The organism is Clostridia bacterium, from assembly GCA_024653205.1.
In the GTDB taxonomy this organism is placed as follows: Bacteria; Bacillota; DSM-521; order Neomoorellales; family SLTJ01; genus JANLFO01.
Window position 1 is genome coordinate 18,955 of the sequence record JANLFO010000021.1, and the last position, 21,848, is coordinate 40,802.

The window sequence follows — 21,848 nt, forward strand, 5'->3', positions numbered from 1 at the left end:
CGATCTCCGCCGGCATCCTGTTTCCCTCTCACGAACCTCTTAACCTTATTATTTGGTGCCTCCCCTCCGGCGAGAACCCAGTTCGCCGTTGCAAATCCTTCCCGAGGGCGCGACCCGCCCAGCTCACAAGGGCGCGGCTCTCCCGGGAACAGTGCTCCAGGTAGTCTTCGTAGATGTAGATCAGCTCCTTGTCGAACAGCGAGCGCTTGAGCTCCACCGCCGCCTCCCGCACACGCTGCAGCAGGGCGGCGGCGTCCTCATCGGTAAGGGTGATGCCGTACTCGGTAAACTTGGCTTTTAGGGCCGCTGTGCCCGAGTGCTTGCCGATGACGATCTGGCGCTCCAGGCCCACTTCTTCGGGCGAGAAGACTTCGTAGGTGCGCGGATCCTTGAGGGCCCCGTCGGCGTGGATGCCGGACTCGTGGGCGAACATGTTGGTGCCCACGATGGCCTTCCAGGCCGGCAGCTCGCGGCCGGAGGCCATGGCCACGTATTCGGCGATCTCCCTAAAACGCTCGGTCTTGAAGCCCAGATCCACGCCATACAGGTGCTTCAGGGCCATGACCACTTCCTCCAGGGCGGCGTTGCCCGCCCGCTCGCCCAGGCCCATGACCGTGACCCCGGCGTAGGTGGCGCCCGCTTTTAGCCCCGCCAGGGTGTTGGCCGTGGCCATGCCGAAGTCGTTGTGCATGTGCATCTCGATTTCGATGCCTACCTCGTCGATGATGGCCCTGACTTTCTCGTAGCTGGTGAAGGGCTCCAGACACCCCACGGTGTCGCAGAAACGCAGCCGGTCGGCGCCGGCTTCCTTGGCCACGCGGGCAAATTTGAGCAGGAAGTCCATGTCCGAGCGGGAGGCGTCCTCGGCGTTCACCGAAACGTACAGGTTGTGCTTTTTGGCGAACTCGCAGGCCGCGGCCATGTCCGACAGGACCCGCTCGCGCGTGCTGCGCAGCTTGTGCTCGATGTGGATGTCCGAGGTGGAGATGGAGATGGCCACCGCGTCCACACCGCAGTCCAGGGAATGCTTGATGTCCTCGATTACCGGCCGGTTCCACCCCATGATGCTGGCGTTGAGGCCCGCATCCACTATCTGCTTTATGGCCTCTTTCTCGTCCCCGCCCATGACCGGTATACCGGCCTCTATCTGGTGCACCCCGACTTCGGCCAGCATGCGGGCAATGCGGATTTTCTCGTGATTGGAGAAGACCACCCCTGCGGTCTGTTCGCCGTCGCGCAGCGTGGTGTCACAGATGTAGACCGGCACGTTCATGAGACGTCCCCCCTCAGTGCATTCTGGTCCCGAACCTACCGTAGGCTCGCTCGGGCGCATAGGGCCACTCGCTTTGCTCGGCAGTGCAGATTGCGCACGGCCATCGTCATTCTCGAGCTTGACCTTCGGCAGGAGGTCGACGTGGCCCCCCCTCACGCCCACGAGCACCATTGCCCCAGCAGTGAAAAACCGCCGGTGCGAGCCTGCTACCGGCGGCCTCCTTGCCTGCTTGCCGGGCCTCTTTGCCCGACTTCACCTGGCCACCGATATCATAACATGGCTCCCTGAGGAGCGTCAACAGCTTTGGGCCTCAGGGCTCGTGTCAAGCCCTAGTAGACCTGACGGATCCCCACTTTTTCGAGGGGAGTGCTGGTTTTGCCCGAGTACCTAAAGCGTGCCGGGTACCGAACTAGGTGAGAGCGAGCGCGGAGGCCGGTCGGAGGCCAAGGATGGCCGGAGCCGCGCCGGCGCCATGGACGGGTTCTTGCGCGGGAAGCCGGCCGAAGCGCGAAGGTCGAACCCTAGTTCGGTCGGCTAAGCGACCGGTACGAGGGGCAAACCAGCACTCCCCCGAGACAAACTGGGGATACACCAGCTAGTAGACGGCACGTGTTCCTGTCCCGATCAGGAGCTCTGATTGCCGGCTATCCCCGAGTTCTGGGCAGCAGAAAATTCGCCCGACCATCGCCCGGGCTTGCGAAGGCGGAGTGCTTCTGATAAACTGTGCTGCGGGCTCGGTACTGCGCCCGGTACCGCTTCGCTGGTGGTGAGCCGTGAGAAAACGGCCAGGCGCTAGAAATCTTGCAAGAGTGTTCACCGAAGGGGAAGCGGGGGGCACCTCTTGCGACGAGCGGCAAGGAGAGGATAAGGCATGACCCTAGGTGTCCTTGTACTGGAGGACGGTACAGTATTTGACGGCCAGGCCTTCGGGGCCATGGGCCGTGCCTTTGGCGAAGTGGTGTTCAATACGAGTATGACCGGCTATCAAGAGGTGCTGACTGACCCTTCCTACGCCGGCCAAATCGTCACCATGACCTATCCGCTGATCGGCAATTACGGCCTTAACGATCAAGATGACCAGTCCCGCCGGCCCTGGGTACAGGGTCTGATAGTACGCGAGGCCTGCGCGGAACCAAGCAACTGGCGGTGCCAGGAGACCCTGGAAGAATACCTGGCCCGTCACGGGATTATCGGTCTTGCGGGCCTCGATACGCGGGCGCTTACCCGCAGGCTAAGAACGTACGGAACCATGCGTGGGCTCATCACTACTGAGCCGGAGGAAGTGGCTGAGCCTAAGAAGCTGGTGCAGGAAGTAAAGGCCACCCCCTTCGGCGGACCTTCCCTAGTACGTCGGGTGACTACTTCTCAGCCCTATCATCTGGCCGGTCCTGGTCCCCGCGTGGTGGTGGTTGATCTGGGAGTTAAGCTCAACATACTCAAGGAGCTTCAAGGCTACGACCTTGACGTGGTCGTCGTGCCCAGCTTCTATTCGGCAGCCGAGATCCTGGCTTACTCTCCCAAAGGTGTGCTCTTTTCCAACGGGCCCGGCAATCCCAAGGACGTGCCCGAAGCCATTGCTACCGCCCGAGAATTGGCATACTCCGGTCTACCGCTGTTCGGCATCTGCCTCGGGCACCAGATCCTAGGTCTGGCCCTAGGTGGAGACACCTACAAACTTAAGTTCGGTCACAGGGGCTCGAACCATCCAGTTAAGGACCTGCTTATCGGCAGAGTGTATATTACCGCGCAGAATCACGGTTACGCTCTGGCACAGGAAAGCCTGCCTCCCGAAACAGAGATAACCCATCTCAACCTCAACGACGGAACAGTAGAGGGTATCCGCCATCGGGAGCTACCGATACACGGCGTACAGTACCATCCCGAGGGCGGCCCCGGCCCCGAGGAGAACCGCTATTTGTTCCAAGAGTTTGTGTCCCGGCTCCAGGGCTGATCGCAGCCAACCGGGCAGGAGGAAGATAATTGGACGGGGTGGCAAGACTAAAACCCGCGGTAGCGATTGGTAATGGGCATGCGCCGATCCTTGCCCAGGGCTCGAGGAGTGATCTTCACCCCCGGCGGGGACTGCCGACGCTTGTACTCGCTTCGGTCCACCAGGTAGATTACCCTTTTCACTGTTTCCGGGTCGAAACCCCGGGACAGTATTTCCTCGTAGGGCAGGTCCTGCTCCACGTAGGCTTCCAGGATGGCGTCCAGTAGCGGGTAGGGCGGAAGAGTATCCTGGTCCACCTGGTCCGGCTTGAGCTCGGCACTGGGCGCTTTGGTGAGCACTCTTTCGGGGATCACCGGACCCAGACTGTTTCGGTAGCGGGCCAGGGCGTAAACCTTGGTTTTAAACACGTCTTTCAGCACCGCGAAGCCGCCCGCCATGTCACCGTAAAGCGTGGCGTAGCCCACGCTCATTTCGCTCTTATTGCCGGTGGTGAGCAATAACCAGCCGAACTTGTTGGAAAGGGCCATGAGCAGGTTGCCTCTTATCCTGGCCTGGATGTTCTCTTCGGTAACGTCCCCCTCCCGTCCACGAAAAGGATCGGCCAGCACGCTCTGGTACGTGGAAAAAAGTTCGTTAATCGATAAAGTCAGGGTACGCAGGCCCAGGTTGCGGGCAAGTTCCAGTGCGTCCTCCACCGATTCCTGTGAAGTGTATGGGGAGGGCATCAGCACTCCAATGACGTTCTCCGGACCCAGGGCATCAGCGGCGATGGCCGCCGTCAGCGAGGAATCGATGCCGCCACTAAGCCCTAAGAGTACTTTCGTAAACCCGTTCTTGCGAACGTAATCCCGTGTGCCGACCACCAGGGCGGCGTAGATCTCTGCCTCTTCGGAAAGGGGCGGGGCAACCCGGGGCTCGACGCGCGGCTTCTGGCCTGGGCGCGGCTCGGCCCCGAGCACCACCAGGTTCACCCCCGCGTCTGCGGCCTCCGGAAGAATCGGCTGCTTTCGGTGCCGGGGATCGTGCAGGCGGGTACGGAATACCGCTTCCGGGTGCAGGTCTACCACCAGAAGCTCTTCCCTAAAGGCGCCTGCCCGGGCGATTACCTGCCCTTCCGGGTCCACCACGAAGCTCTGGCCGTCGAAAACCAGCTCGTCCTGACCGCCCACCGTGTTCACGTAGGCCACTATCACCCGGTTGTCTAGGGCCCGGGTGGCCAGCATCTTCTCCCGCTGCTCTCTCTTACCCGCATGATAGGGCGAGGCGTTGAGGTTTACAATTAGGCTCGCACCGGCCAGTGCCTGAAAGTGGTGGGGGCCCTCCGGATACCACACGTCCTCACAGATGTTTACCCCTACCTTCACCTCGCCAAGGGAAAAGACCGAGATTTCCCGCCCCGCCCGGAAGTAGCGTTCCTCGTCAAAAACGCCGTAGTTGGGCAGGAACATCTTGCGATAGGTACCCTGGTGCTGGCCGTCGTGGATGACGGCCGCAGCGTTGTAAATGTCCTGGTCCTGGTCCACGAACCCCAAGATTACGGTGAGCCCGCGGCACCTAGGGATAATTTCCGCCAGGACCTTGAGATTGTCCAGGATGAACTGCGGTTTCAACAGCAAATCCTCGGGGGGGTAGCCGGTTAGGCACAGCTCGGGAAACGCCAGAAGGTCTACGCCCAGTCCGTGGGCCTGCTCCACCATGCTTAGGATCTTGTCTCGGTTGCCCTCGAGGTCGCCTACCGTGGAGTTGATCTGGGCCAACGCCAACCTCACTGTACATTCCCTCCCTTGCGCCTTGCCTAGCGCGAGGTCGCCCACTCGGCTCCTCATCTTCGAGCCTAGAAGCACCGCATTTACGACCCACTCCCCGTCTTGGGCTTCACGAAAACAACCCGCTCGCCCTGGGCCACCCGTCAACGATATGTGGGTGCGGTCTCGCCAGCGGGTAGCGGGCCACCTTCTCCAGCGCGAAGGCGCCTCAGCCCTTTACTGGCATTGCGCCCGGGTCCACGGCCAGCAAATTCTTAGTGCCGACCCTGGCCGGTTAAATCTTCTTAATGGTAACCGCCTCGCACTTGCTAGAACTTGGTGAGGTAACGAGTGATCTCCCAGGGGTGAACGGTCTCGCAGTACTCCTTCCATTCCAGTTCCTTGGCCTCGATGAAGCGCCGAACCACGTGCGGGCCCAGGGCGTCCGTGACCACTTCGTCTCTCTTGAGCTCTTCCAACGCTTCCGCCAGGCTTCCGGGCAAGAGCCCGATTCCGTAGCGCTCCCGCTCCGCCGGCGTTAGCTCGTACACGTTGCCGTCGAAGGGCGGCGGCGGCTCGATGCGATTGGCGATCCCGTCCAGCCCCGCGGCCAGGCAGGCGGCAAAGGCCAGGTAGGGATTGCAGGCCGGATCCGGGCTGCGGTACTCGATGCGGGTGGAAGGCCCTTTCTTGGCCGGGATGCGGATCAGGGGACTGCGGTTCTGGTAGGACCAGCAGATGTACACCGGAGCTTCAAAACCGGTGATGAGCCGCTTGTAAGAGTTGACCGTGCAGTTGGTTACGGCGGTAAGAGCACGGGCGTGCTTCAGCATGCCGCCGATGAAATGGCGCGCCACCACGCTGAGTTGATCCGGGGCAGAGGGGTCGAAAAAGGCGTTCTCATCTCCCCGCCGCAGGGAGATGTTGAGGTGCATGCCCGATCCCGGAATCCCGGCGATGGGTTTGGGCATAAAGGTGGCGTGAAACCCGTGGCGCTGGGCGAGGGTCCTTACGACGAACTTGAAGGTCATTACCATGTCCGCCATTTCCAGGGCCTCGGAGTACTTGAAATCGATTTCGTGCTGTCCCGGAGCCACCTCATGGTGGGAGGCCTCTACTTCAAAACCCATTTGCTGTAGCATTACTACAATCTCTTGTCGCGCTTCCTCGCCCAAGTCTACCGGCGTGAGGTCGAAGTAACCGGCCTGGTCGTGAGTGATCAGCGTGGGTTTGCCTTCGGCGTCGGTGTGGAAGAGGAAGAATTCCGCCTCCGGCCCCACGTCCATTGCGAACCCCATCTCCCGGGCCTTTTCCAGCATCCGCCGCAACCTGGCCCTCGGGCAACCGATAAAGGGGGTGCCGTCCGGGTTATATACGTCACAGATGAAGCGGGCAACGGCGCCGTCATACGGCTGCCAGGGGAAAACCACGAAGCTGTTGGGGTCCGGACGCAGGTACATGTCCGACTCCTCGATGCGAACAAATCCCTCTATCGAGGAGCCGTCAAACATGAGCTCCCCTGCCAACGCCTTGTCCAATTGCTCCACCGGAATAGCCACGTTTTTAAGCACACCGAGAATATCGGTGAATTGTAACCGGATGAACCGTACGTTCCTCCGTCGCACAACCTCCTTTACCTGTTCTGCAGTCATTTCTCCCATGGCCTAGTCCCCTTCCTTTGCCAGCCCTTATCGAAGCTATTATAACACGCCTCGAACCGAGGTGAGGCCGAGGGCTCATATGGCCGGTGTCCACACCACCAGCGACACAAGGGCGTGCATACCGCCCTCGCCATCTCGACCTCCACCTGGTCCGAGGTTACGCCATGTGGTTCTTCGACGAGGAAGCAGGGCGCCGCCAGCCCCTGAAAAGGAGGAAGAAATCAAGCCCGGCTAACCCAGGATCCGATCGACCTCCGCCGCGTCCAGATCCATGACGTAGGCAATACCGCTAACCTCGGCCGCCTCCCGAGTGAGGGCCACCAGGTCGTCTCGACTCAGGTACTCCAGGGCGAACTTGCGGGCACCGCACATCAACTGCCGCAGTCCCTGAGCCACGCGCTCGAAGTAGGTATAAACGCCGATGGCACCCACGGGCAACTCCTCAAAGGCATCTCTCACCATTTGCTTGACTTCCTGGGCCAGCACGAATACCTGTTCCAGGGTCTCACCATAAGCCTTGTATTCGTTGGAAACCTTGCCCTCCTTAAGGCGGGTCCCGATGGTCTTGCCCACCATGGCGGCGGCCAGCGGCGCGCGGGCCATGCCCACCGCCTTCACATAGGGCGCGCCCAGAGCCAGCCCCTTGAAGACATGGTCTTCCAGCGTGAACCCGCCGGCAATGGCCACGGGCGGAATATACTGTCCCCTGGCAGCGAGGCGCTCCAAATAGCGGTACAGCAAGGACTCGATGTATACCGTGGGGATGCCCCATTCGTTCATCATGCGCCACGGGCTCATACCAGTTCCACCCCCGGCGCCGTCCACAGTCAAAAGATCTAACCGGGCCAGCGAGGCCAGCTTCACCGCCCGGGCCAGGTCGGCCGGCCGGTAGGCGCCGGTCTTAAGCATAACGTACTTGGCCCCGGCCCGCCGCAGCTCCTCCACCCGGGCAAGGAAGGCCTCCTCGTCCACCATGCCGATGCGGGAGTGCCGCTCGAACTCCCGGAAGGCCCCGGCCCTGTAGGCCGCCTGGATCTGGGGGTCCTCCGGGTCGGGCAGGATAATGTAGCCCCGGCTCTTTAGTTCCAGCGCCCGCTCAAGGGTGCCCAGCTTGACCTCACCGCCAATGTCCTTGGCACCCTGACCCCATTTAAGTTCTACAACTTCCACACCCAGCTTTTCAATGGCGTACTCCTGAACTCCCAAACGGCTGTCCTCTACGTTAGCCTGGACGGCTATAAAGCCATAGCCCCGGTACCACCGCCGGAAAGCCTCGACCCGCCGTGCCAAGTTCGGCGAATGTACCACCCGCCCGTTTCTTATCTCAGACTGAGGGTCCATGGCGCAAACGTTCTCGCCGATAGCCAATCCTACTCCCGAGAGCGCGGCGCCGGCCGCCAGATGATCCCAGTTGCGGGCAGCCACGTCGGTGGACCCCATGGCCGCTATCACTATCGGCAGCCTGAGACGAAGGTCTCCCTGGTTCCCCAAGCGGGTTTCCAGGTTCACCGCCGGAAAGACCGCCTTGTCGCTGTCCGCATCTATGCCATAGGCGCCGGTAGCACTACCCATGATATTGAAGTGGGAGAAGTCTACGGGGTAATCCTTTTGGGCGGCAGAGGTTATCTGCCCGAAGGGTTGAGGATAGATTACCTCTTTGCCCCGCACGGCTGACTTGCCGATCTCGCAGAAGCCCACGCACCCATCCAGGCAGGTGACGCACATGCCGCTAAACGGGCACCAGTCGCCTTTGGTCCTTCGGGAAGTACGGGTGGCCTCGCTAGCATTGATACCCGGGCTGTAGCTCATCTTATCAACCTCCTGTCCCTTACTCTACTCTCCGGCTTTTCACCCTTCATAGCGCCCACCAACTTCGAAACGTCCTGGGCTTCCCTAAACCGGCACACCCTTTCTGCCGTTCCGTTCATTCGGTTCCTCTCTTACCCTGAAATTTTCTTACCGCCTCCCTCAGTAGGCCTTCAGATATTCTTGGAGTTCCCAAGGATGGACCTCGGCAATAAACCGCTCCCATTCTCCCGCCTTGGTCTGGTAGTACAGTTCGAAGAGAGTATCACCCAAAGTCTGCCGAACCAGATCATCCTCCTGCATGGCCGCCAGGGCCTGCTCCAGGGTACGGGGAAGGCAGACCGCGCCCGGTTGCCCAAGCCCGCCGCCTTCTGCAGGGTACAGTTTCTCCGATACCGGGGGCGGAGGCTCCACACCCTGGTGCATGCCCGCCAATCCCGCCCTCAGCAGCACCGCCAAGGCCAAATAGGGATTGCAGGTAGGGTCGGGATGGCGGACCTCTATCCTCATATCTATCCCCCGACGGGCAGGAAGACGGACGATGGTATTCCGACCTTCCTCCCCCCAAGCCACATAGGTAGGGGCGGTATCGCTCGGCACCAGACGCTTATAAGAGTTCACCAAGGGATTGGTCAAGGCGGCCGCACCCCGAGCATGCCTCAGTATCCCGCCGACAAAACGGCGTCCTGCCGCACTCAGCCCCCACTCTCCATAAGGATCCCATAGATGGTTACGGTCCCCCTGCCAAACCTGCAACCCGAGGTTGAGGCCGGAACCGTTTGCTCCGGACAAAGGTTGGGGCATGAAAGACGCGTGGAGCCCGTGCCGCTGGGCGATGGTGCGCACCACAAACTTGAACGTGACCAACTGGTCGGCGGCCTGCAAGGCCTCGGTCAGCCTCAAGGCGATTTCGTGTTGGCCGGGGCCCAATTCGTGGTGCGAAGAAGCAGTGCCAATGCCCATCTCCTGAAGGGTAAGCACCATATCCCGCCGGGCATTCTCGCCAAGGTCCACCGGAGTAAGATCGCAAAAGCTCGCAAGGTCATGGGTTACCGTTGTAGGGTGACCCCGGTCATCCAGTTGAAAGAGAAAGAACTCGGCCTCGGCGGCCACTAGAAACCTTATCCCCTGACCGCACGCTTCTTCCAGCACCCGCCGGAGGACCCAACGGGAGCACAACGGGAAGGGTTGGCCCTCGGGCGTGTGCAGATCACACAAGAGGCGGGCCACCGCCCCATCGCGCGGCCGCCAAGGGAAGACCACAAACGTAGTGGGATCGGGCCGAAGCACCATGTCGGACTGAAGGTGAGAGGCTATCCCCCCCACTGCCGAGGCATCGAATAGCATGCCTTCCTCCAACACCCGTGGCAGGTCCTCGACGGTGATGGCTACGTTCTTTAAGGCGCCGAAGATATCGGTAAACTGCAGCCGCACGAACTTCACGTTATTCTCTTGTACCCTTTCGAGAACCTCCAATTGCGTCTGCTTACTACCCATGACCGCAGCCTCCATTTGGGGAAAGAAAAAAGCTGCCCTTGGGCAGCTCAAGTCTGCCGGCGAGGACGCCCTTGCCCTCCCTGCACCCGCTATCCCGTTTTCCCGGGGACCAATTCTACCGGTACCTTAGGAAAAAGTAAAGAGGGGGCAATAATGTATACAGTATATTTCTCGGCAGCAGGGCTGAACACGGACCTCAAGTTCCAAGATGCCCTTCCAGTACCGCCCTGGCCACCCTCCGCAGTGGTAGCCCGCGATTCATACTTGCCCGTCGCAAGAAGGCGTAGGCTTCTGCCTCACTCCAGCCTCGCGTTTGCATGAGCAAACCCTTTGCCCGTTCCACCAAACGCCGGGTTTCTAGTTCTTCTCTTAGTTTGCGGTTCTGGAGCGCCACCTCTCGGTAGCGCCTAAAAGTAGAAATAGCAATCTCTAGAGCGGGAATCAGCACTTGTTCGGTCAGCGGTTTGGGCAAAAGAGCCTGCACTCCCGCCTCCCGAGCCTCTTCCAACACAAACCAGTTGAGCTCTTCGGCAGTAAGGACTACCGCGCATACCATTTGCTCCTCCACTACCCGGGCTACCTCCAGGCCGCTCCGCAAGGGCAGTTGCCAGCTGATTACCGCTGCCTCCGGCTCCCGTTGAAAGATGAGCTGGGCGGCACTGCGTCCGTCTCCAACGCTCCCTACAACCAAGTACCCGTAACGCTGCACTGCCTCTCTGATCTCTCGTCGGGTAGCTTCATCTGGGTCGGCCAAGATGAGCCGCGCGCCGTGCATGCGTGACCACCACATCCACCGCCCGGCCTAGGAGCCGAAAAGGTGCCGGGCAACGTTAAAGTAGAGCAGGAGCCCCACGGCGTCGCCGATGGTCGAGATAAGAGGAGCCGACGCTACTGCGGGATCGAGCCGCAGTAACCGGAAGAGGAAGGGCAAGGACATGGCCACCAGCCCGGCGCTGCTCACCGCCCCCGCCAGCGTCAGCCCCACGGTCAGGGCGACGCGCAGGTCCCGGGCCATGGCCACGGCTATCCCGAAGGCGACGATTCCCAGCATGATTCCCAGAGAAATCAGGGTAACTATCTCTCCGGCCACCTGCCGGCGGGCCTTCCGGTCCAGCTCTCCGGTAGCCATGGAACGCACGATCAGGGTGGTAGTCTGGGAGCCCACGTTACCCGTGGTGGCCATGATCATGGGGATGAAGAGCGACAGCACCAGCACGGTTTCCAGCGCGTGCTCGTAAAGCCCGATAATATTACCGGACACCACCTCGGCCACCAGCAGCACCACCAGCCACGGGAGCCGACGCAGCAGCCGGGAGAAAACCCCCAGGTCGAAGTAGCTCTCCCACCCCCGCTCCGTTACCTTGGCCACGGCCATGATGCGCTGAAAGTCCTCGGATACCTCTTCCTCCAGCACGTCCACCGCATCGTCTACGGTAACGATACCCACCAGACGCCCCTCGCGGTCCAGAACCGGCACCGCCAGCAGGTCGTACTCCTGGATTTGCCGGGCCGCTACCTCCTGGTCTTCCTCGGTGTGCACGGCCACCACCCGGCGGTCCATAATCTCTTCCACCGTCCGGTCGGGGTCGCTCAACACCAGGTCACGAAGGCTCACTATGCCCTCCAGTCGCCTCTCGCTGTCGGTGACGTAGCAGGTATAGATGGTTTCCTTCTGGAGCCCCACCTGGCGTATCTTCTCCAGGGCCTGCCCTACCTGCATATCTTTGTGCAGGCTCACGTAGTCCGGGGTCATTATGCGGCCGGCGGTCCGAGGCGGATATCCCAGAAGCAGGGCGGAAATCTCCCGCTCTTCGGGTGTCAGTTGCTCCAGAATGCGCTTGGTAACCTTGGCCGGCATCTCGTCCAGCAGGCGGGTACGGTCGTCCGGGCTCATCTCTTCCAATATGTGAATCATTTCGCCGCTGTGCAGGTTCGCCAGTAAATCCTGCTGCTGCTCGCTGTTCAGGTTCTCGAACACGGCGATGGCCTGATCTTTCTGCAGGCACCGGAAGGCGAACGCCCGCTCCGCCGGCTCCAGCTCTTCCAGGATGGCGCTCAGGTCGGTAGGCAGCAGCTGCGCCGCCAGATTCCTTATCCCCTCTACGTCCCTTCCGGCAACCAGTTCGCGCAACTGTTCGAGCACGTTCTTCACCTCCCCCCGTTCTCTATTGGTGCCCGTTTTCGCCAATATAACACCAGGGAATTCCTCGTGTCAACGCAAAGGCTGGGCCGGTAGCCCTATCCGGTGCCGGCGGCTCCGACCTTTCCCGGCCCGCGCGGTCTCCCCGACTCGGAAAAACATGGGATGGGAATTGCCCGGCGCGGTTCCGGCCTGCTCGGGGAAATCAGCACTGTCAGCCGAATTCGGGGATAACCCAGAGGGGTGGGCGGGTGGAGAGGGCAGGCAAAGCGAGCCTCGGGGAACCGGGCGAGAAGAAAAGGCACGATGCCGCCGCTCAGTTCGCTGCCCTCAAGGCTCTCAAGGCCCTTACCAGAGCTTTCACGTCGCCTTCCCGGTTAAAATAGCCCAAACCCACGCGCACCGTACCCTGCTCCAACGTGCCTATGGTGCGGTGCGCCTGAGGGGCGCAGTGCAATCCCGCCCGCACCTGAATGTCGTAGACCCGGTCCAAAAGGAGGGCTACCCGGTCGGCTTCCAGACCCTCCAGGTTGAAGGAGACTATCCCTACCTGGCGTTCGGCCTCGCCCGGCCCGTAGAGCACGAGGCCCGGTATGCTCGCGAGTTCCTGCAGGGCGTAGGCAGTGAGCTCTTTCTCCCGCTTCCTTACCCTATCCACACCCTCGGCCACTAGGGTCTCCACCCCCGCCTTCAGACCCGCCAGTCCCGGCACGTTCATGGTGCCGGCCTCGTAGCGTTCCGGCAGCGTGGACGGCTGTTCCTCCAGCAGGGACTGGCCCCCGGTACCCCCTTCCTTGAGGGGAACCAATTCCACGCCTTCCCGCACGTAGAGCCCGCCCGTGCCCATGGGACCCAAGAGCCCCTTATGGCCCGTAAAGGCCAGGAGGTCGATGTTCATGGCCTCCACGTCAATGGGGTAGACCCCGGCGGTCTGGGCGGCGTCCACCAGGAACACGATACCCCTCGGCCGGGTAAGCCGGCCCGCCTCGGCTACCGGAAGGAGGGTGCCCACCACGTTGGAGGCATGGGTGAGCACCACCAGGCGAGTCCTGGGCCCCAGTGCTTTCTCCAGAGCTTCCAGGGGCAGGGTTCCGTCCTTTTGACAGGGCACGGCGGTAACCACTATGCCCCGTGTTCTCTCCAGAACCTTTAACGGTCGCCAGACCGCGTTATGCTCCACGGAAGAGGTGACCACCTCGTCACCCGGGCGCAGGAATCCCTTTAGGGCCAGGTTAAGCGCTTCCGTAGCGTTGGCCGTAAACACCAGACGTGTGGGGTCGGCGATGTTGAACAGCCGGCACAGGGCCAAGCGGGCCTCAAAAACCAGGCGCTCCGCCTCCAGAGCCCGGCGGTAAGTACTTCGGCCGGCGCTGGCCCCCACCCTACGCATGGCGTCTAATACCGCCCGGTAAACCGCTTCGGGTTTGGGAAAGGACGTGGCGGCATTGTCCAAATAGATACCCATAACCGAACCACCCGAGGTCTATATTATTCTCCTCGGGTAATAAGTAAATCAGGAGGACGAACATGTAAGAAAAAGTGCCGGGCGGGAAAGAACCGGCGGGAGCAGTAGACGACCGCGGATTATCGCACGGCGGTCGGGCTAGATCTGGCGGGCTTCCGAGGCCTTTCGCTGGCGGACCGCAAGGCGCGCCACCCAGACGCTGACCTCGTACAGTATCAACAAGGGCCCGGCCATACAGAGCTGGGAGATCACGTCCGGACCGGGGGTCAGGGCCGCGGCCAATATGAAGACGATCACTATCGCGTAGCGGCGGTTCCTGACCAGCCAGTCCTCTCCCAATATCCCCCAGAGGCTGAGAAGGTACATGACCAAAGGCAGCTCAAAAGAAAGCCCGAAAGGGAGCAGGAAACTGACCAGGAACGAGATGTAATGACCGATGGAAAACATCGGGGTTAGGCCCGGCCCGGCAATGGTTATGAGGAAGCGGACTACAAACCGGAACACGGCAAAGTAGGCGAAAAGCACGCCGGCAAGGAAGAGCAGCACCGAAAAAAAAACGACGGCGCCGATCGTGCGCCGCTCTTCGGGTTTGAGCGCGGGGACGATGAATCCCCATACCTGCCACAGGATGACCGGCAAGGCGAGGACGAACCCGGCGGCCAGGCAAAGCTTTATTTGCGTGAGGAAGGCTTCCCCCACCCCTATATAGACCAGCGGGACGTGATACTTTTCCAAGGGAGAGGTCACCCAGGCCATGAGTTCCTGCCGGAAGAATCCGTAGACAATACCGGTGGTGACCCCCAGGGTGATCCCGGACACCACCAGGACGCGCCGCAGTTCTTCCAGATGCTCCATCAGGGTCATTTCACTTCTCCGGCTCAATTGCGGCACCCCCGCCCGGAACCCCTGCCCCTTCTCCTCTTCTTACCCGAGGCCACTAGGCCCTGGCCAGGAGAAGCCGGCGCTTGCGCAGAGCGTACTCGCGCACCGCCTTCTCGGCCAGGAGTACGTCCCGGTGCTTCTCGGTATAGGCCCAGCACTCGCCGCGTTCCCAAATGCTCACCGGATCGGTAAGGGCCAGGCAGGAGGTTTTGCGCCGCCGCGCGCAGAACTCGCAGTACACGTGCAGCCGCCCCTCGCGTACGGCCTGGGCAAAGTGTTCCGGCAGATAGCTGTACGGGTCGTACATGGCTTCCCCCTCGGGGCTATTTTACCACGGTCCCCGTTCCAAGCCAAGGCTACCCGCTTCGAGGGCCCCTGCCGAGGATGGCACGGGGCGCCGGGGCGGCTTCGGCCCGGGCGCGGGATTATCGGGCCGCGGCGGTCCGGCCACCCCCCATCCCCCTCTAGTCCGACCGCTTCCGCCCGGCTCCGTCGGCACCGGTCAGCAAACGCAGGCGGCGTGCCTCTGCAGACAGGCGCGGCAGGTTGGTTAACAGCTGGTGCACCCATTCGGTCCCCATACCGGCGAACAGCCCCGCCAGCAGGGCACCCAAAACGGGGTTGGCGTCGGGGAGACCCGCGATTACAAAAAGGTTGACCTTGAGAGCCACGGCAAGCAGTACCCCCCAGAAGAGCCCCAGCAGCCTCCAAAAGCTCTCCTGGTACGGGCGCGGCCAGCCCTGCACCATGGAACCCAGCACCATCTTCAGTGCCTCAACCAGCCGTTCGGCAAACAGGGCCACCACCAGCAATGCGGTCAATTCCTCCATCTTTCAGCACCTCCCGTGCTTTCAACTTATGGCCTGCCGGAGGCAAAGGTGCCGAAACCGGGAAAAGGGCTTTCTCTGCCCGTGCGGCCGGCAAAGGCACACGGCGGGTAAAAAGTCGGTTCGCAACCGGATACGGGGAAGGAAATCCCCCATTTCTTGTCGAAACTTACCTTCAACAGTCAGCGTTCCACGGGGTGGGGGCATGACCGCATGTTTTCAAAAGGTATGCGGATTCTGATGGCAGTATTGGGCATACTGGTTTTGCTGACCACGGCCACCGGCTGGGCCGGCGAGCTGGACGAGCTCAAGGAACGCCAGGAAGAGGTAAGCCGGCAGATAGAGCAGTACCGGCGCTACATAGCGGAGAAGCAGAGCGAGATCAAGGATCTGAACCGCCAGCTGGCCGAACTCGACCGGAAGATCGAGCAGGCGGAGGACAAGCTGGCGGAACTGGAGCAGGCCCTGGCTACGGCCGAGGTGGAACTGCAACAGGCGGAACAGGCGCTGGAGCAGGCAGAGGCCGATCTGGCGCGGGCGGAGAAGGAACTCGCCGAGGCCCAGGCGGCCTACGAGGAAAGAGTAGAGATATTCATGGACCGCCTCCGGTCCATGTACAAGCAGGGCTCCCTTGACTACCTGGAAGTATTGCTGGGTTCGGCCAGCTTTACCGATTTCCTGGTGCGTTTCGACCTGGTGCAGAAGATCGCGGAATACGACGCCGAGCTGGTGCGGGATCTGGAAGCACGGTGCCGGGATCTGGAGGCCAGGAAGGCCGACCTGGAGGTCAGACGGCAGGACATCGCCGCCAGGAAGGCCGACCTGGAGGCCAGGAAGGCACGAATCGCCTCGTTAAAAGGTCAGACCGAAACGCAAAAGCAGACTCTGGAGGGTCACCAGAAGGAAAAGGCGGCCTTGCGGGCCCAAGCCGAGGAGGAGAAGCGCCGGGCCGAAAGAGCGCTGGCGGCAGAGGAAGAGGCCTCCCGCAAGCTGGCCGCCAAGATAAGGGAACTCGAGGGGCAGCGCGGCAAGACCCCCTTCGTAGGCGGCCGGTTTGCCTGGCCGGTGCCCGGATACTATAGCGTGTCCTCCGATTACGGCTGGCGAATACACCCGATCCTGGGCGGGCGACGCTTCCATTCCGGGATCGACATCCCGGCGCCTACCGGAACCCGGGTGGTGGCGGCGGCCGAGGGTGAAGTCATCTTTTCCGGCTGGTACGGCGGGTACGGGAACGCGGTGGTAATCAGCCACGGCGGTAACGTGACCACCACCTACGGCCACCTTTCGCGGATCAGCGTCGGGGAGGGACAGCAGGTAAAACAGGGACAGGAAGTCGGCCGGGTGGGCAACACCGGCCTGAGCACCGGACCGCACCTGCACTTTGACGTCCGCGAAGGCGGCGAGCCGGTCAGCCCGTGGAGCTATTTGCGCTAGCAGGTCGCCAAGCGATAGAATAGAAATCCGGGCAACCATATCCGGCAAGGCAAAGGAGGCAAGCATGTGTACCGCATAGCGGTGATACCGGGCGACGGCACCGGCCCGGAGCAGATTCGAGAGGGTATGAAGGTGCTCGAGGCCGTATCCGGGAAGCTGGGCTTCCGGCTCCGGTTCCAAACCTTTGACTACGGCGGAGAACGCTATCTGCGCACGGGAGAGACCCTGCCCGCGGGGGCCCTGGAAGAGCTGAAGACTTTCGATGCCATCTATCTGGGGGCCATAGGCCACCCGGAGGTTCCGCCCGGGGTGCTGGAGAAGGGTATCCTGCTGGAGCTGCGCTTCAAGCTCGACCAATACGTCAACCTGCGGCCGGTGAGACTGTATCCGGGAGTGGATACCCCCCTAAAGGATAAAGGGCCCGAGGACATAGACTTCGTAGTGGTCAGGGAGAACACCGAAGGTCTTTATGCCGGAGCGGGAGGGTTTCTCAAAAAGGGAACCCCGGAAGAGGTGGCCATTCAGGAGTCCATCAATACCCGGCGAGGGGTGGAGCGGTGCATCCGCTTCGCTTTTGAATACTGCCAGCGGAGGAACCGCAAGAAGAAACTCACCTTAGTAGCCAAGACCAACGTCCTTACTTATGCCTCCGACCTTTGGCAGCGCACCTTTTACGAAGTGGGCGAAGAATACCCGGACATAACCAAGGATTACGCCCACGTTGACGCCGCCTGCATGTGGATGGTCAAGAACCCGGAGCAGTTCGACGTAATCGTCACCGACAACATGTTCGGAGACATCATCACCGACCTGGGCGCCATAATCCAGGGAGGTATGGGCATCGCCGCCGGGGCCAACATCAACCCCCAGGGGGTTTCCATGTTCGAGCCCATAGGCGGCTCTGCCCCCAAGTACGCGGGCAAGAACCTGATTAACCCCTTAGCGGCCATCTGCGCCGGAGCCATGATGCTGGAGAACCTCGGCCAGGAGGAGGCGGCCCGGAGGGTGGAAGAGGCGGTCATGCGGGTCTGCCGGGATCACCTGAAAAGCCTGGCCGCCGGACAGATGGGCTATACCACCTCCGAAGTGGGGGACCTGGTGGTAAGCTATCTCTAGGAACCTATGGCCTACCTACGGCTTACTTTCCTCCCTTGTCGGGAGCGGGCAGGCGGCCGGCTTGCCCGTCTTCTTTTTCCGGCAGCGGTTTGGCCGCAGGCTGGGGTACCCAGCCCCAGCGGGCGGGGACCCCGGCCAACCGGCTCGCCCGGCGCCCGTACAGGAAGTATACCGCCAGCCCTAACCCCAGCCATACCGCGAAGCGGATCCAGGTGACCCCGGGGAGGTTGGCCATCAAGTAGAGGGAAGAGGCCATGGCTGCCAAAGGAATCCAGGGGAACCAGGGCACCCGGAAAGGCCGGGGCTGGTCCGGCCTTGCCCGCCGCAGTACCATCACGCCCAGCGAGACCAGCACAAAGGCGGCCAGCGTGCCTATATTGGCCAGTTCGGCCACCAGCCCTATAGGAAGGAACCCGGCGATGGCAAACACCGCGGCTGCGGTTAGCCAGGTGGTTAGTACCGGGGTACGGTGGCGGGGATGAAGCCGGGCGAACACCCGGGGCAGCAGGCCGTCCCGGGCCATGGCGAAGAATACCCGGGTCTGCCCGAACATGTCGACTATAATCACGCTGGTCAGGCCGGCGATGGCTCCCACGGATATGAGCGCCGAGGCCCAGGCCAGGCCGTGGCGCGCCAGGGCGTAGGCCAGCGGAGAAGGCACGTTGAGCTCCCGCCAGCTCACCATTCCGGTAAGGACGGCGGCCACCGCCACGTACAGCGTCCCCGACAGGGCCAGAGAGCCGAGAATGCCCCGGGGAAGGTCCCGACGGGGGTTGGCAACCTCCTCGGCAGCAGTGGAAACGGCGTCAAAGCCGATATAGGCGAAGAACACTATGGAGGCACCGGTAATTACCCCGGCGGGACCGTAGGGAAACATGGGTACCCACAGGGAAGGGTTAACCCTCGAGACTCCCACGGCGAGGAAAACGACCACTACGGCCAGTTTGATCAAAACCACGAGATTGTTGGTGCTGGCGGACAACCGCGTACCCCAGGTGAGGGCGGCGGCCACGAATACCACCACCGGCAAGGCCAGCAGGTTAACCGCGCCTCCGGCCCCCGGAGGCGCGGACATCCAGGCAGGCAGCGCCACACCCGCGGCTTCCAGGAAGCTGGCCAGGTACCCAGCCCAGCCTATGGCCACCGCGCCCGCGGCGACGGTGTATTCCAGGATCAGGTCCCAACCTATTATCCAGGCGACCAACTCGCCCAGAGCGGCATAGGCGTAGGTATAGGCACTGCCGGCCACCGGCACCATGGAGGCCAGTTCGGCGTACACCAGGGCGGCCAGGGCGCTGGCCACCCCGGCCAGGGCGAAGGAAATGATGACCCCGGGCCCGGCAAAGCGGCTGGCGGCCACGCCGGTGAGAACGAAAATGCCGGTGCCGATGATGGCCCCTACTCCCAAGAATACCAAATCAAAAGGGCCAAGCCGCCGCCGCAGGCCTTGCTCTCCCCGCTCGGCCAGGACTTCCTCCAGCGGCTTGACCCGGAATAACGCTCTCCAGCTACCCGTCGTTCCTCGCCCCTCTACCGCCGGATGACGTTCTTCGTATACTAGTCTGGCCGGCGGAGCGGGGGCATTATTTTGGATTCCAGCGCTAGCGTTCCGCAGGCTTCTGGGCAATCACTGCAGTGATTTCAATGGTCTTGCCCAGACGCCATACTTTTATCTTCACCTGCTGGCCTACCTTTGTACTCCGGATGGCCTTGACCAAAGTGTCGGCATCGGTTATCTTCTGGCCGTTGAACTCCAGGATTATATCTCCCCGACGCAGGCCCGCCTTGGCAGCAGGACTGTTGCTCTCCACCGAATCCACCAGGGCCCCTTCAACGCGGCCCAGGCCGAAGTACTCGGCTACGTCAGGCGTAACGTCGTAAATGCCCACTCCCAGCCAAGGCCGCACGAGTTGACCCTTGGTCTTAAGAGTTTCAATTGCTCCCTTTACGGCACTGATAGGGATCGCAAAGCCGATCCCCTGCGCCTCGGCGTTGATGGCGGTGTTAATGCCCACCACCCTGCCCTGAAGGTTTAGGAGCGGGCCGCCGCTGTTACCGGGATTGATCGACGCGTCAGTCTGGAGCATATTCTCATACAGGCGATCTTCCACCGGTACCGGCCGCCCCTTGGCGCTGATCACTCCCACGGTCACGGTGTGGTCCAGCCCGTACGGGTTGCCGATGGCAATCACCCATTCCCCTACCCGCACCGCGTCCGAGTCTCCCAGCTCCAGGTAAGGGAAGGCCCGCGGCCCGTCGATCTTCAAAACCGCCAAGTCAAGGTCGTAATCCGAACCTACCACCCGGGCCTCGAAGGGAGTATCATACCCGGCTACAGTGACCTTGATCTCCTGAGCCTGATCGATCACGTGCTCGTTGGTGAGTATATAACCGTCGGCAGAAATCAGAAAGCCCGACCCCACTCCTTGCTGCACCTGGGGTCCGAGCTGGAAAGGAACCCCGAAGAAGCGGCGGAAGAAGGGATCGTTGAAGAAGGGATTGGACCCGCCAACCCGGGTTATGGTGTCGATCTTGACTACCGCCGGGCCGGCCTTAGACACGATATCGGCAATGGTGTTGGGGCCTACTCCGGGCGGCACGGCCGCCACGGCGGTACCGCTCCCACCGGAAGAAGCGGAATCGGATGCCGGCGGCGGAGGATTGTCGGCCAAGGCGGCAGGCTGGCTGCACCCGCCCAGCAGGAAGCCGACGGTTAACACCAGGGTCAGCACCAGAAGAACGGCCAGCGCCCCTGATACTCGGTTTTCGGCTGCAAATCGCATTCTCGTCCCTCCTCTCCTGGCTTTCTTCCCCCGATCCTGCAAGCCCAATATACCACCGGGTCACCGGACGGTCAAGAACCGACCGACCCTAGTTATCTTGGGCTGGCAGGCGGTACCGGGTGCTCTCTGGACATATTGGCACCGCGCCGGGTACCGAGCTCGGCGAGGGCAAGTCCGGAAGAGGGCCGGAGGCCACGGATGATTTCCGGCGCGGCTTAGGCCCGGCCCTCAGTTGCGCGAGTTCGGTGCCCGGCCCGCTTCAGGTGCCCGGGGAAACCAGGGCTGCCGGCGAAAACCAGGGATACCCGGCCGACGATAGGGCCTATGCGGGTGCCACCGGAGGCATGCGGCGTTTGTGCTCGCTGGCCCGGCTCAGCCGGGCTATCCTTTCCCTTACCTCGGGGCGGGCCTTGCCGCTCAACAGGTAGGCGTCCAGCTCGGCGTAGGTCAGGCCCATTTCTCCCTCATCGGTCTGGCCGGCCCAGAGCCCGGCGGAGGGGGGCTTGCGCAGTACGCGCTCCGGAACGCCGAGGTAGGCCGCCAGCTCAAGCACCTGCCGCTTTACCAGATTACCCAGGGGCAAGAGGTCTACCCCGCCGTCCCCGTACTTGGTGAAGTAGCCCACGGTGCGCTCGCTGAGGTTGGAGGTCCCGACTACCAGGTAGTTACGGCGGTTGGCGAAGTAGTAAAGGGCGAGCATGCGCAGGCGGGGCTTGAGGTTGGCCGCCGCCAGGTCCCGGGGATTCTCGATACCACCGGGGTCGAGGAGCTCCAACAGCATATCGTACACGCCGTCCAGCACCACCGTATGGTAGGGTACGCCGAAGGCTTGCGCCACCAGGACCGCATCCTCCGTATCCTGGGGGTCGCTGTGACAGGGAAGGATGAGAGCCAGATTGTTGTCGCCGAAGGCCCGCTGACACAGGCCCACCACTACGGCGGAATCCACTCCTCCGCTCAGGCCCACGACCGTGCCCCTGGCCCCGGCCGCCCCCACCTGCTCTCTGAGCCATTCTACCAATCTGGCCGCCAGGTCGGCCACCTCGGAGGTCATCCCCGGATCCCCCCATCCGTTAGCTCTAGACCGGGAAAAGAAAGAGGTCCTTGCCAGGCGGCCGCCTGTCGGACCCCTCTTTTCCCCCACCTTGACTAGCGGCATTATATCGGGCTCGACTCAGGCTTGTCAAGAACACTAGCGGCTGAGTTATCACCACTTTCCCACGGGCGGTACCGGGTGCTCCCCGTTCGTACTGTCACCTCGCCGA

The 21,848-nt window shown here is 62.0% G+C and carries 17 protein-coding genes; 3 read left to right on the forward strand and 14 right to left on the reverse strand.

Going from position 1 to position 21,848, the window contains the following annotated elements; genetic code table 11:
• Positions 1-28: 28 nt before the first annotated feature.
• The gene (gene nifV / locus NUV99_10005) at positions 29-1,273 is read right to left on the reverse strand and encodes a homocitrate synthase (GenBank protein MCR4420430.1); all 1,245 of its coding nucleotides are present in this window, start codon (positions 1,271-1,273) and stop codon (positions 29-31) included.
• An 871-nt stretch (positions 1,274-2,144) separates the two neighbouring features.
• Between nifV and carA the strand changes: the two genes are divergently transcribed.
• Positions 2,145-3,224 (forward strand): glutamine-hydrolyzing carbamoyl-phosphate synthase small subunit, encoded by a 1,080-nt coding sequence (carA, locus tag NUV99_10010; GenBank protein MCR4420431.1) that lies wholly within the window; start codon positions 2,145-2,147, stop codon positions 3,222-3,224.
• A gap of 47 nt (positions 3,225-3,271) precedes the next feature.
• Here carA and NUV99_10015 read toward each other — a convergent pair whose 3' ends face one another.
• From NUV99_10015 to NUV99_10060, 10 genes are all read right to left on the reverse strand, one after another.
• On the reverse strand, positions 3,272-4,993 hold the full coding sequence (locus tag NUV99_10015; protein MCR4420432.1) for an NAD+ synthase: 1,722 nt from the start codon (positions 4,991-4,993) through the stop codon (positions 3,272-3,274).
• 305 nt (positions 4,994-5,298) lie between these two features.
• Entirely contained in the window at positions 5,299-6,630 is a 1,332-nt protein-coding gene (glnA, locus tag NUV99_10020; protein ID MCR4420433.1) for a type I glutamate--ammonia ligase, read from the reverse strand.
• A gap of 231 nt (positions 6,631-6,861) precedes the next feature.
• Positions 6,862-8,439, reverse strand: coding sequence for an FMN-binding glutamate synthase family protein (locus NUV99_10025; GenBank protein ID MCR4420434.1), 1,578 nt, complete (start codon positions 8,437-8,439; stop codon positions 6,862-6,864).
• Between the two features lie 159 nt (positions 8,440-8,598).
• A complete protein-coding gene (locus NUV99_10030; protein ID MCR4420435.1) occupies positions 8,599-9,933 on the reverse strand; it encodes a glutamine synthetase family protein in 1,335 nt (444 codons plus the stop codon).
• A 196-nt stretch (positions 9,934-10,129) separates the two neighbouring features.
• On the reverse strand, positions 10,130-10,723 hold the full coding sequence (locus NUV99_10035) for an ANTAR domain-containing protein (GenBank protein MCR4420436.1): 594 nt from the start codon (positions 10,721-10,723) through the stop codon (positions 10,130-10,132).
• Positions 10,724-10,735: 12 nt separating this feature from the next.
• Positions 10,736-12,076: a magnesium transporter gene (mgtE, locus tag NUV99_10040; protein MCR4420437.1), complete on the reverse strand. Its 1,341-nt coding sequence runs from the start codon at positions 12,074-12,076 to the stop codon at positions 10,736-10,738.
• Between the two features lie 313 nt (positions 12,077-12,389).
• Positions 12,390-13,538: an aminotransferase class V-fold PLP-dependent enzyme gene (locus NUV99_10045; GenBank protein ID MCR4420438.1), complete on the reverse strand. Its 1,149-nt coding sequence runs from the start codon at positions 13,536-13,538 to the stop codon at positions 12,390-12,392.
• A 138-nt stretch (positions 13,539-13,676) separates the two neighbouring features.
• Entirely contained in the window at positions 13,677-14,420 is a 744-nt protein-coding gene (gene tatC, locus NUV99_10050) for a twin-arginine translocase subunit TatC (GenBank protein ID MCR4420439.1), read from the reverse strand.
• Positions 14,421-14,475: 55 nt separating this feature from the next.
• Positions 14,476-14,727, reverse strand: coding sequence for a hypothetical protein (locus tag NUV99_10055; protein MCR4420440.1), 252 nt, complete (start codon positions 14,725-14,727; stop codon positions 14,476-14,478).
• Between the two features lie 157 nt (positions 14,728-14,884).
• A complete protein-coding gene (locus NUV99_10060; protein MCR4420441.1) occupies positions 14,885-15,250 on the reverse strand; it encodes a hypothetical protein in 366 nt (121 codons plus the stop codon).
• Between the two features lie 210 nt (positions 15,251-15,460).
• On the opposite strand from NUV99_10060, the gene NUV99_10065 reads away from it, so the two are divergent.
• Both NUV99_10065 and NUV99_10070 read left to right on the forward strand, forming a co-directional pair.
• Positions 15,461-16,684: a peptidoglycan DD-metalloendopeptidase family protein gene (locus NUV99_10065; protein ID MCR4420442.1), complete on the forward strand. Its 1,224-nt coding sequence runs from the start codon at positions 15,461-15,463 to the stop codon at positions 16,682-16,684.
• A 66-nt stretch (positions 16,685-16,750) separates the two neighbouring features.
• Positions 16,751-17,800, forward strand: coding sequence for a 3-isopropylmalate dehydrogenase (locus NUV99_10070; protein ID MCR4420443.1), 1,050 nt, complete (start codon positions 16,751-16,753; stop codon positions 17,798-17,800).
• A gap of 22 nt (positions 17,801-17,822) precedes the next feature.
• Here the strand turns inward: NUV99_10070 and NUV99_10075 are convergent, their stop codons facing one another.
• The 3 genes from NUV99_10075 to nadE form a co-directional block, all read right to left on the reverse strand.
• Complete coding sequence (locus NUV99_10075; protein ID MCR4420444.1) at positions 17,823-19,280, reverse strand: amino acid permease; 1,458 nt, start codon at positions 19,278-19,280, stop codon at positions 17,823-17,825.
• A gap of 121 nt (positions 19,281-19,401) precedes the next feature.
• Positions 19,402-20,583 carry a trypsin-like peptidase domain-containing protein gene (locus tag NUV99_10080; protein ID MCR4420445.1) on the reverse strand — a complete coding sequence of 394 codons (1,182 nt, stop codon included), beginning with the start codon at positions 20,581-20,583 and terminating at the stop codon, positions 19,402-19,404.
• A gap of 322 nt (positions 20,584-20,905) precedes the next feature.
• Complete coding sequence (nadE, locus tag NUV99_10085; GenBank protein MCR4420446.1) at positions 20,906-21,637, reverse strand: NAD(+) synthase; 732 nt, start codon at positions 21,635-21,637, stop codon at positions 20,906-20,908.
• Between the last annotated feature and the right edge of the window lie 211 nt (positions 21,638-21,848).

What these genes read in the sequence shown, in the direction of transcription:
- NUV99_10030 (MCR4420435.1), bottom strand. Translation starts at nt 9,933, where the DNA reads ATGGGTAGTAAGCAGACGCAATTGGAGGTTCTCGAAAGGGTACAAGAG.
- nadE (MCR4420446.1), bottom strand. Translation starts at nt 21,637, where the DNA reads ATGACCTCCGAGGTGGCCGACCTGGCGGCCAGATTGGTAGAATGGCTC.
- NUV99_10035 (MCR4420436.1), bottom strand. Translation starts at nt 10,723, where the DNA reads ATGTGGTGGTCACGCATGCACGGCGCGCGGCTCATCTTGGCCGACCCA.
- NUV99_10080 (MCR4420445.1), bottom strand. Translation starts at nt 20,583, where the DNA reads ATGCGATTTGCAGCCGAAAACCGAGTATCAGGGGCGCTGGCCGTTCTT.
- NUV99_10025 (MCR4420434.1), bottom strand. Translation starts at nt 8,439, where the DNA reads ATGAGCTACAGCCCGGGTATCAATGCTAGCGAGGCCACCCGTACTTCC.
- NUV99_10060 (MCR4420441.1), bottom strand. Translation starts at nt 15,250, where the DNA reads ATGGAGGAATTGACCGCATTGCTGGTGGTGGCCCTGTTTGCCGAACGG.
- glnA (MCR4420433.1), bottom strand. Translation starts at nt 6,630, where the DNA reads ATGGGAGAAATGACTGCAGAACAGGTAAAGGAGGTTGTGCGACGGAGG.
- nifV (MCR4420430.1), bottom strand. Translation starts at nt 1,273, where the DNA reads ATGAACGTGCCGGTCTACATCTGTGACACCACGCTGCGCGACGGCGAA.
- NUV99_10065 (MCR4420442.1), top strand. Translation starts at nt 15,461, where the DNA reads ATGTTTTCAAAAGGTATGCGGATTCTGATGGCAGTATTGGGCATACTG.
- NUV99_10055 (MCR4420440.1), bottom strand. Translation starts at nt 14,727, where the DNA reads ATGTACGACCCGTACAGCTATCTGCCGGAACACTTTGCCCAGGCCGTA.
- carA (MCR4420431.1), top strand. Translation starts at nt 2,145, where the DNA reads ATGACCCTAGGTGTCCTTGTACTGGAGGACGGTACAGTATTTGACGGC.
- NUV99_10045 (MCR4420438.1), bottom strand. Translation starts at nt 13,538, where the DNA reads ATGGGTATCTATTTGGACAATGCCGCCACGTCCTTTCCCAAACCCGAA.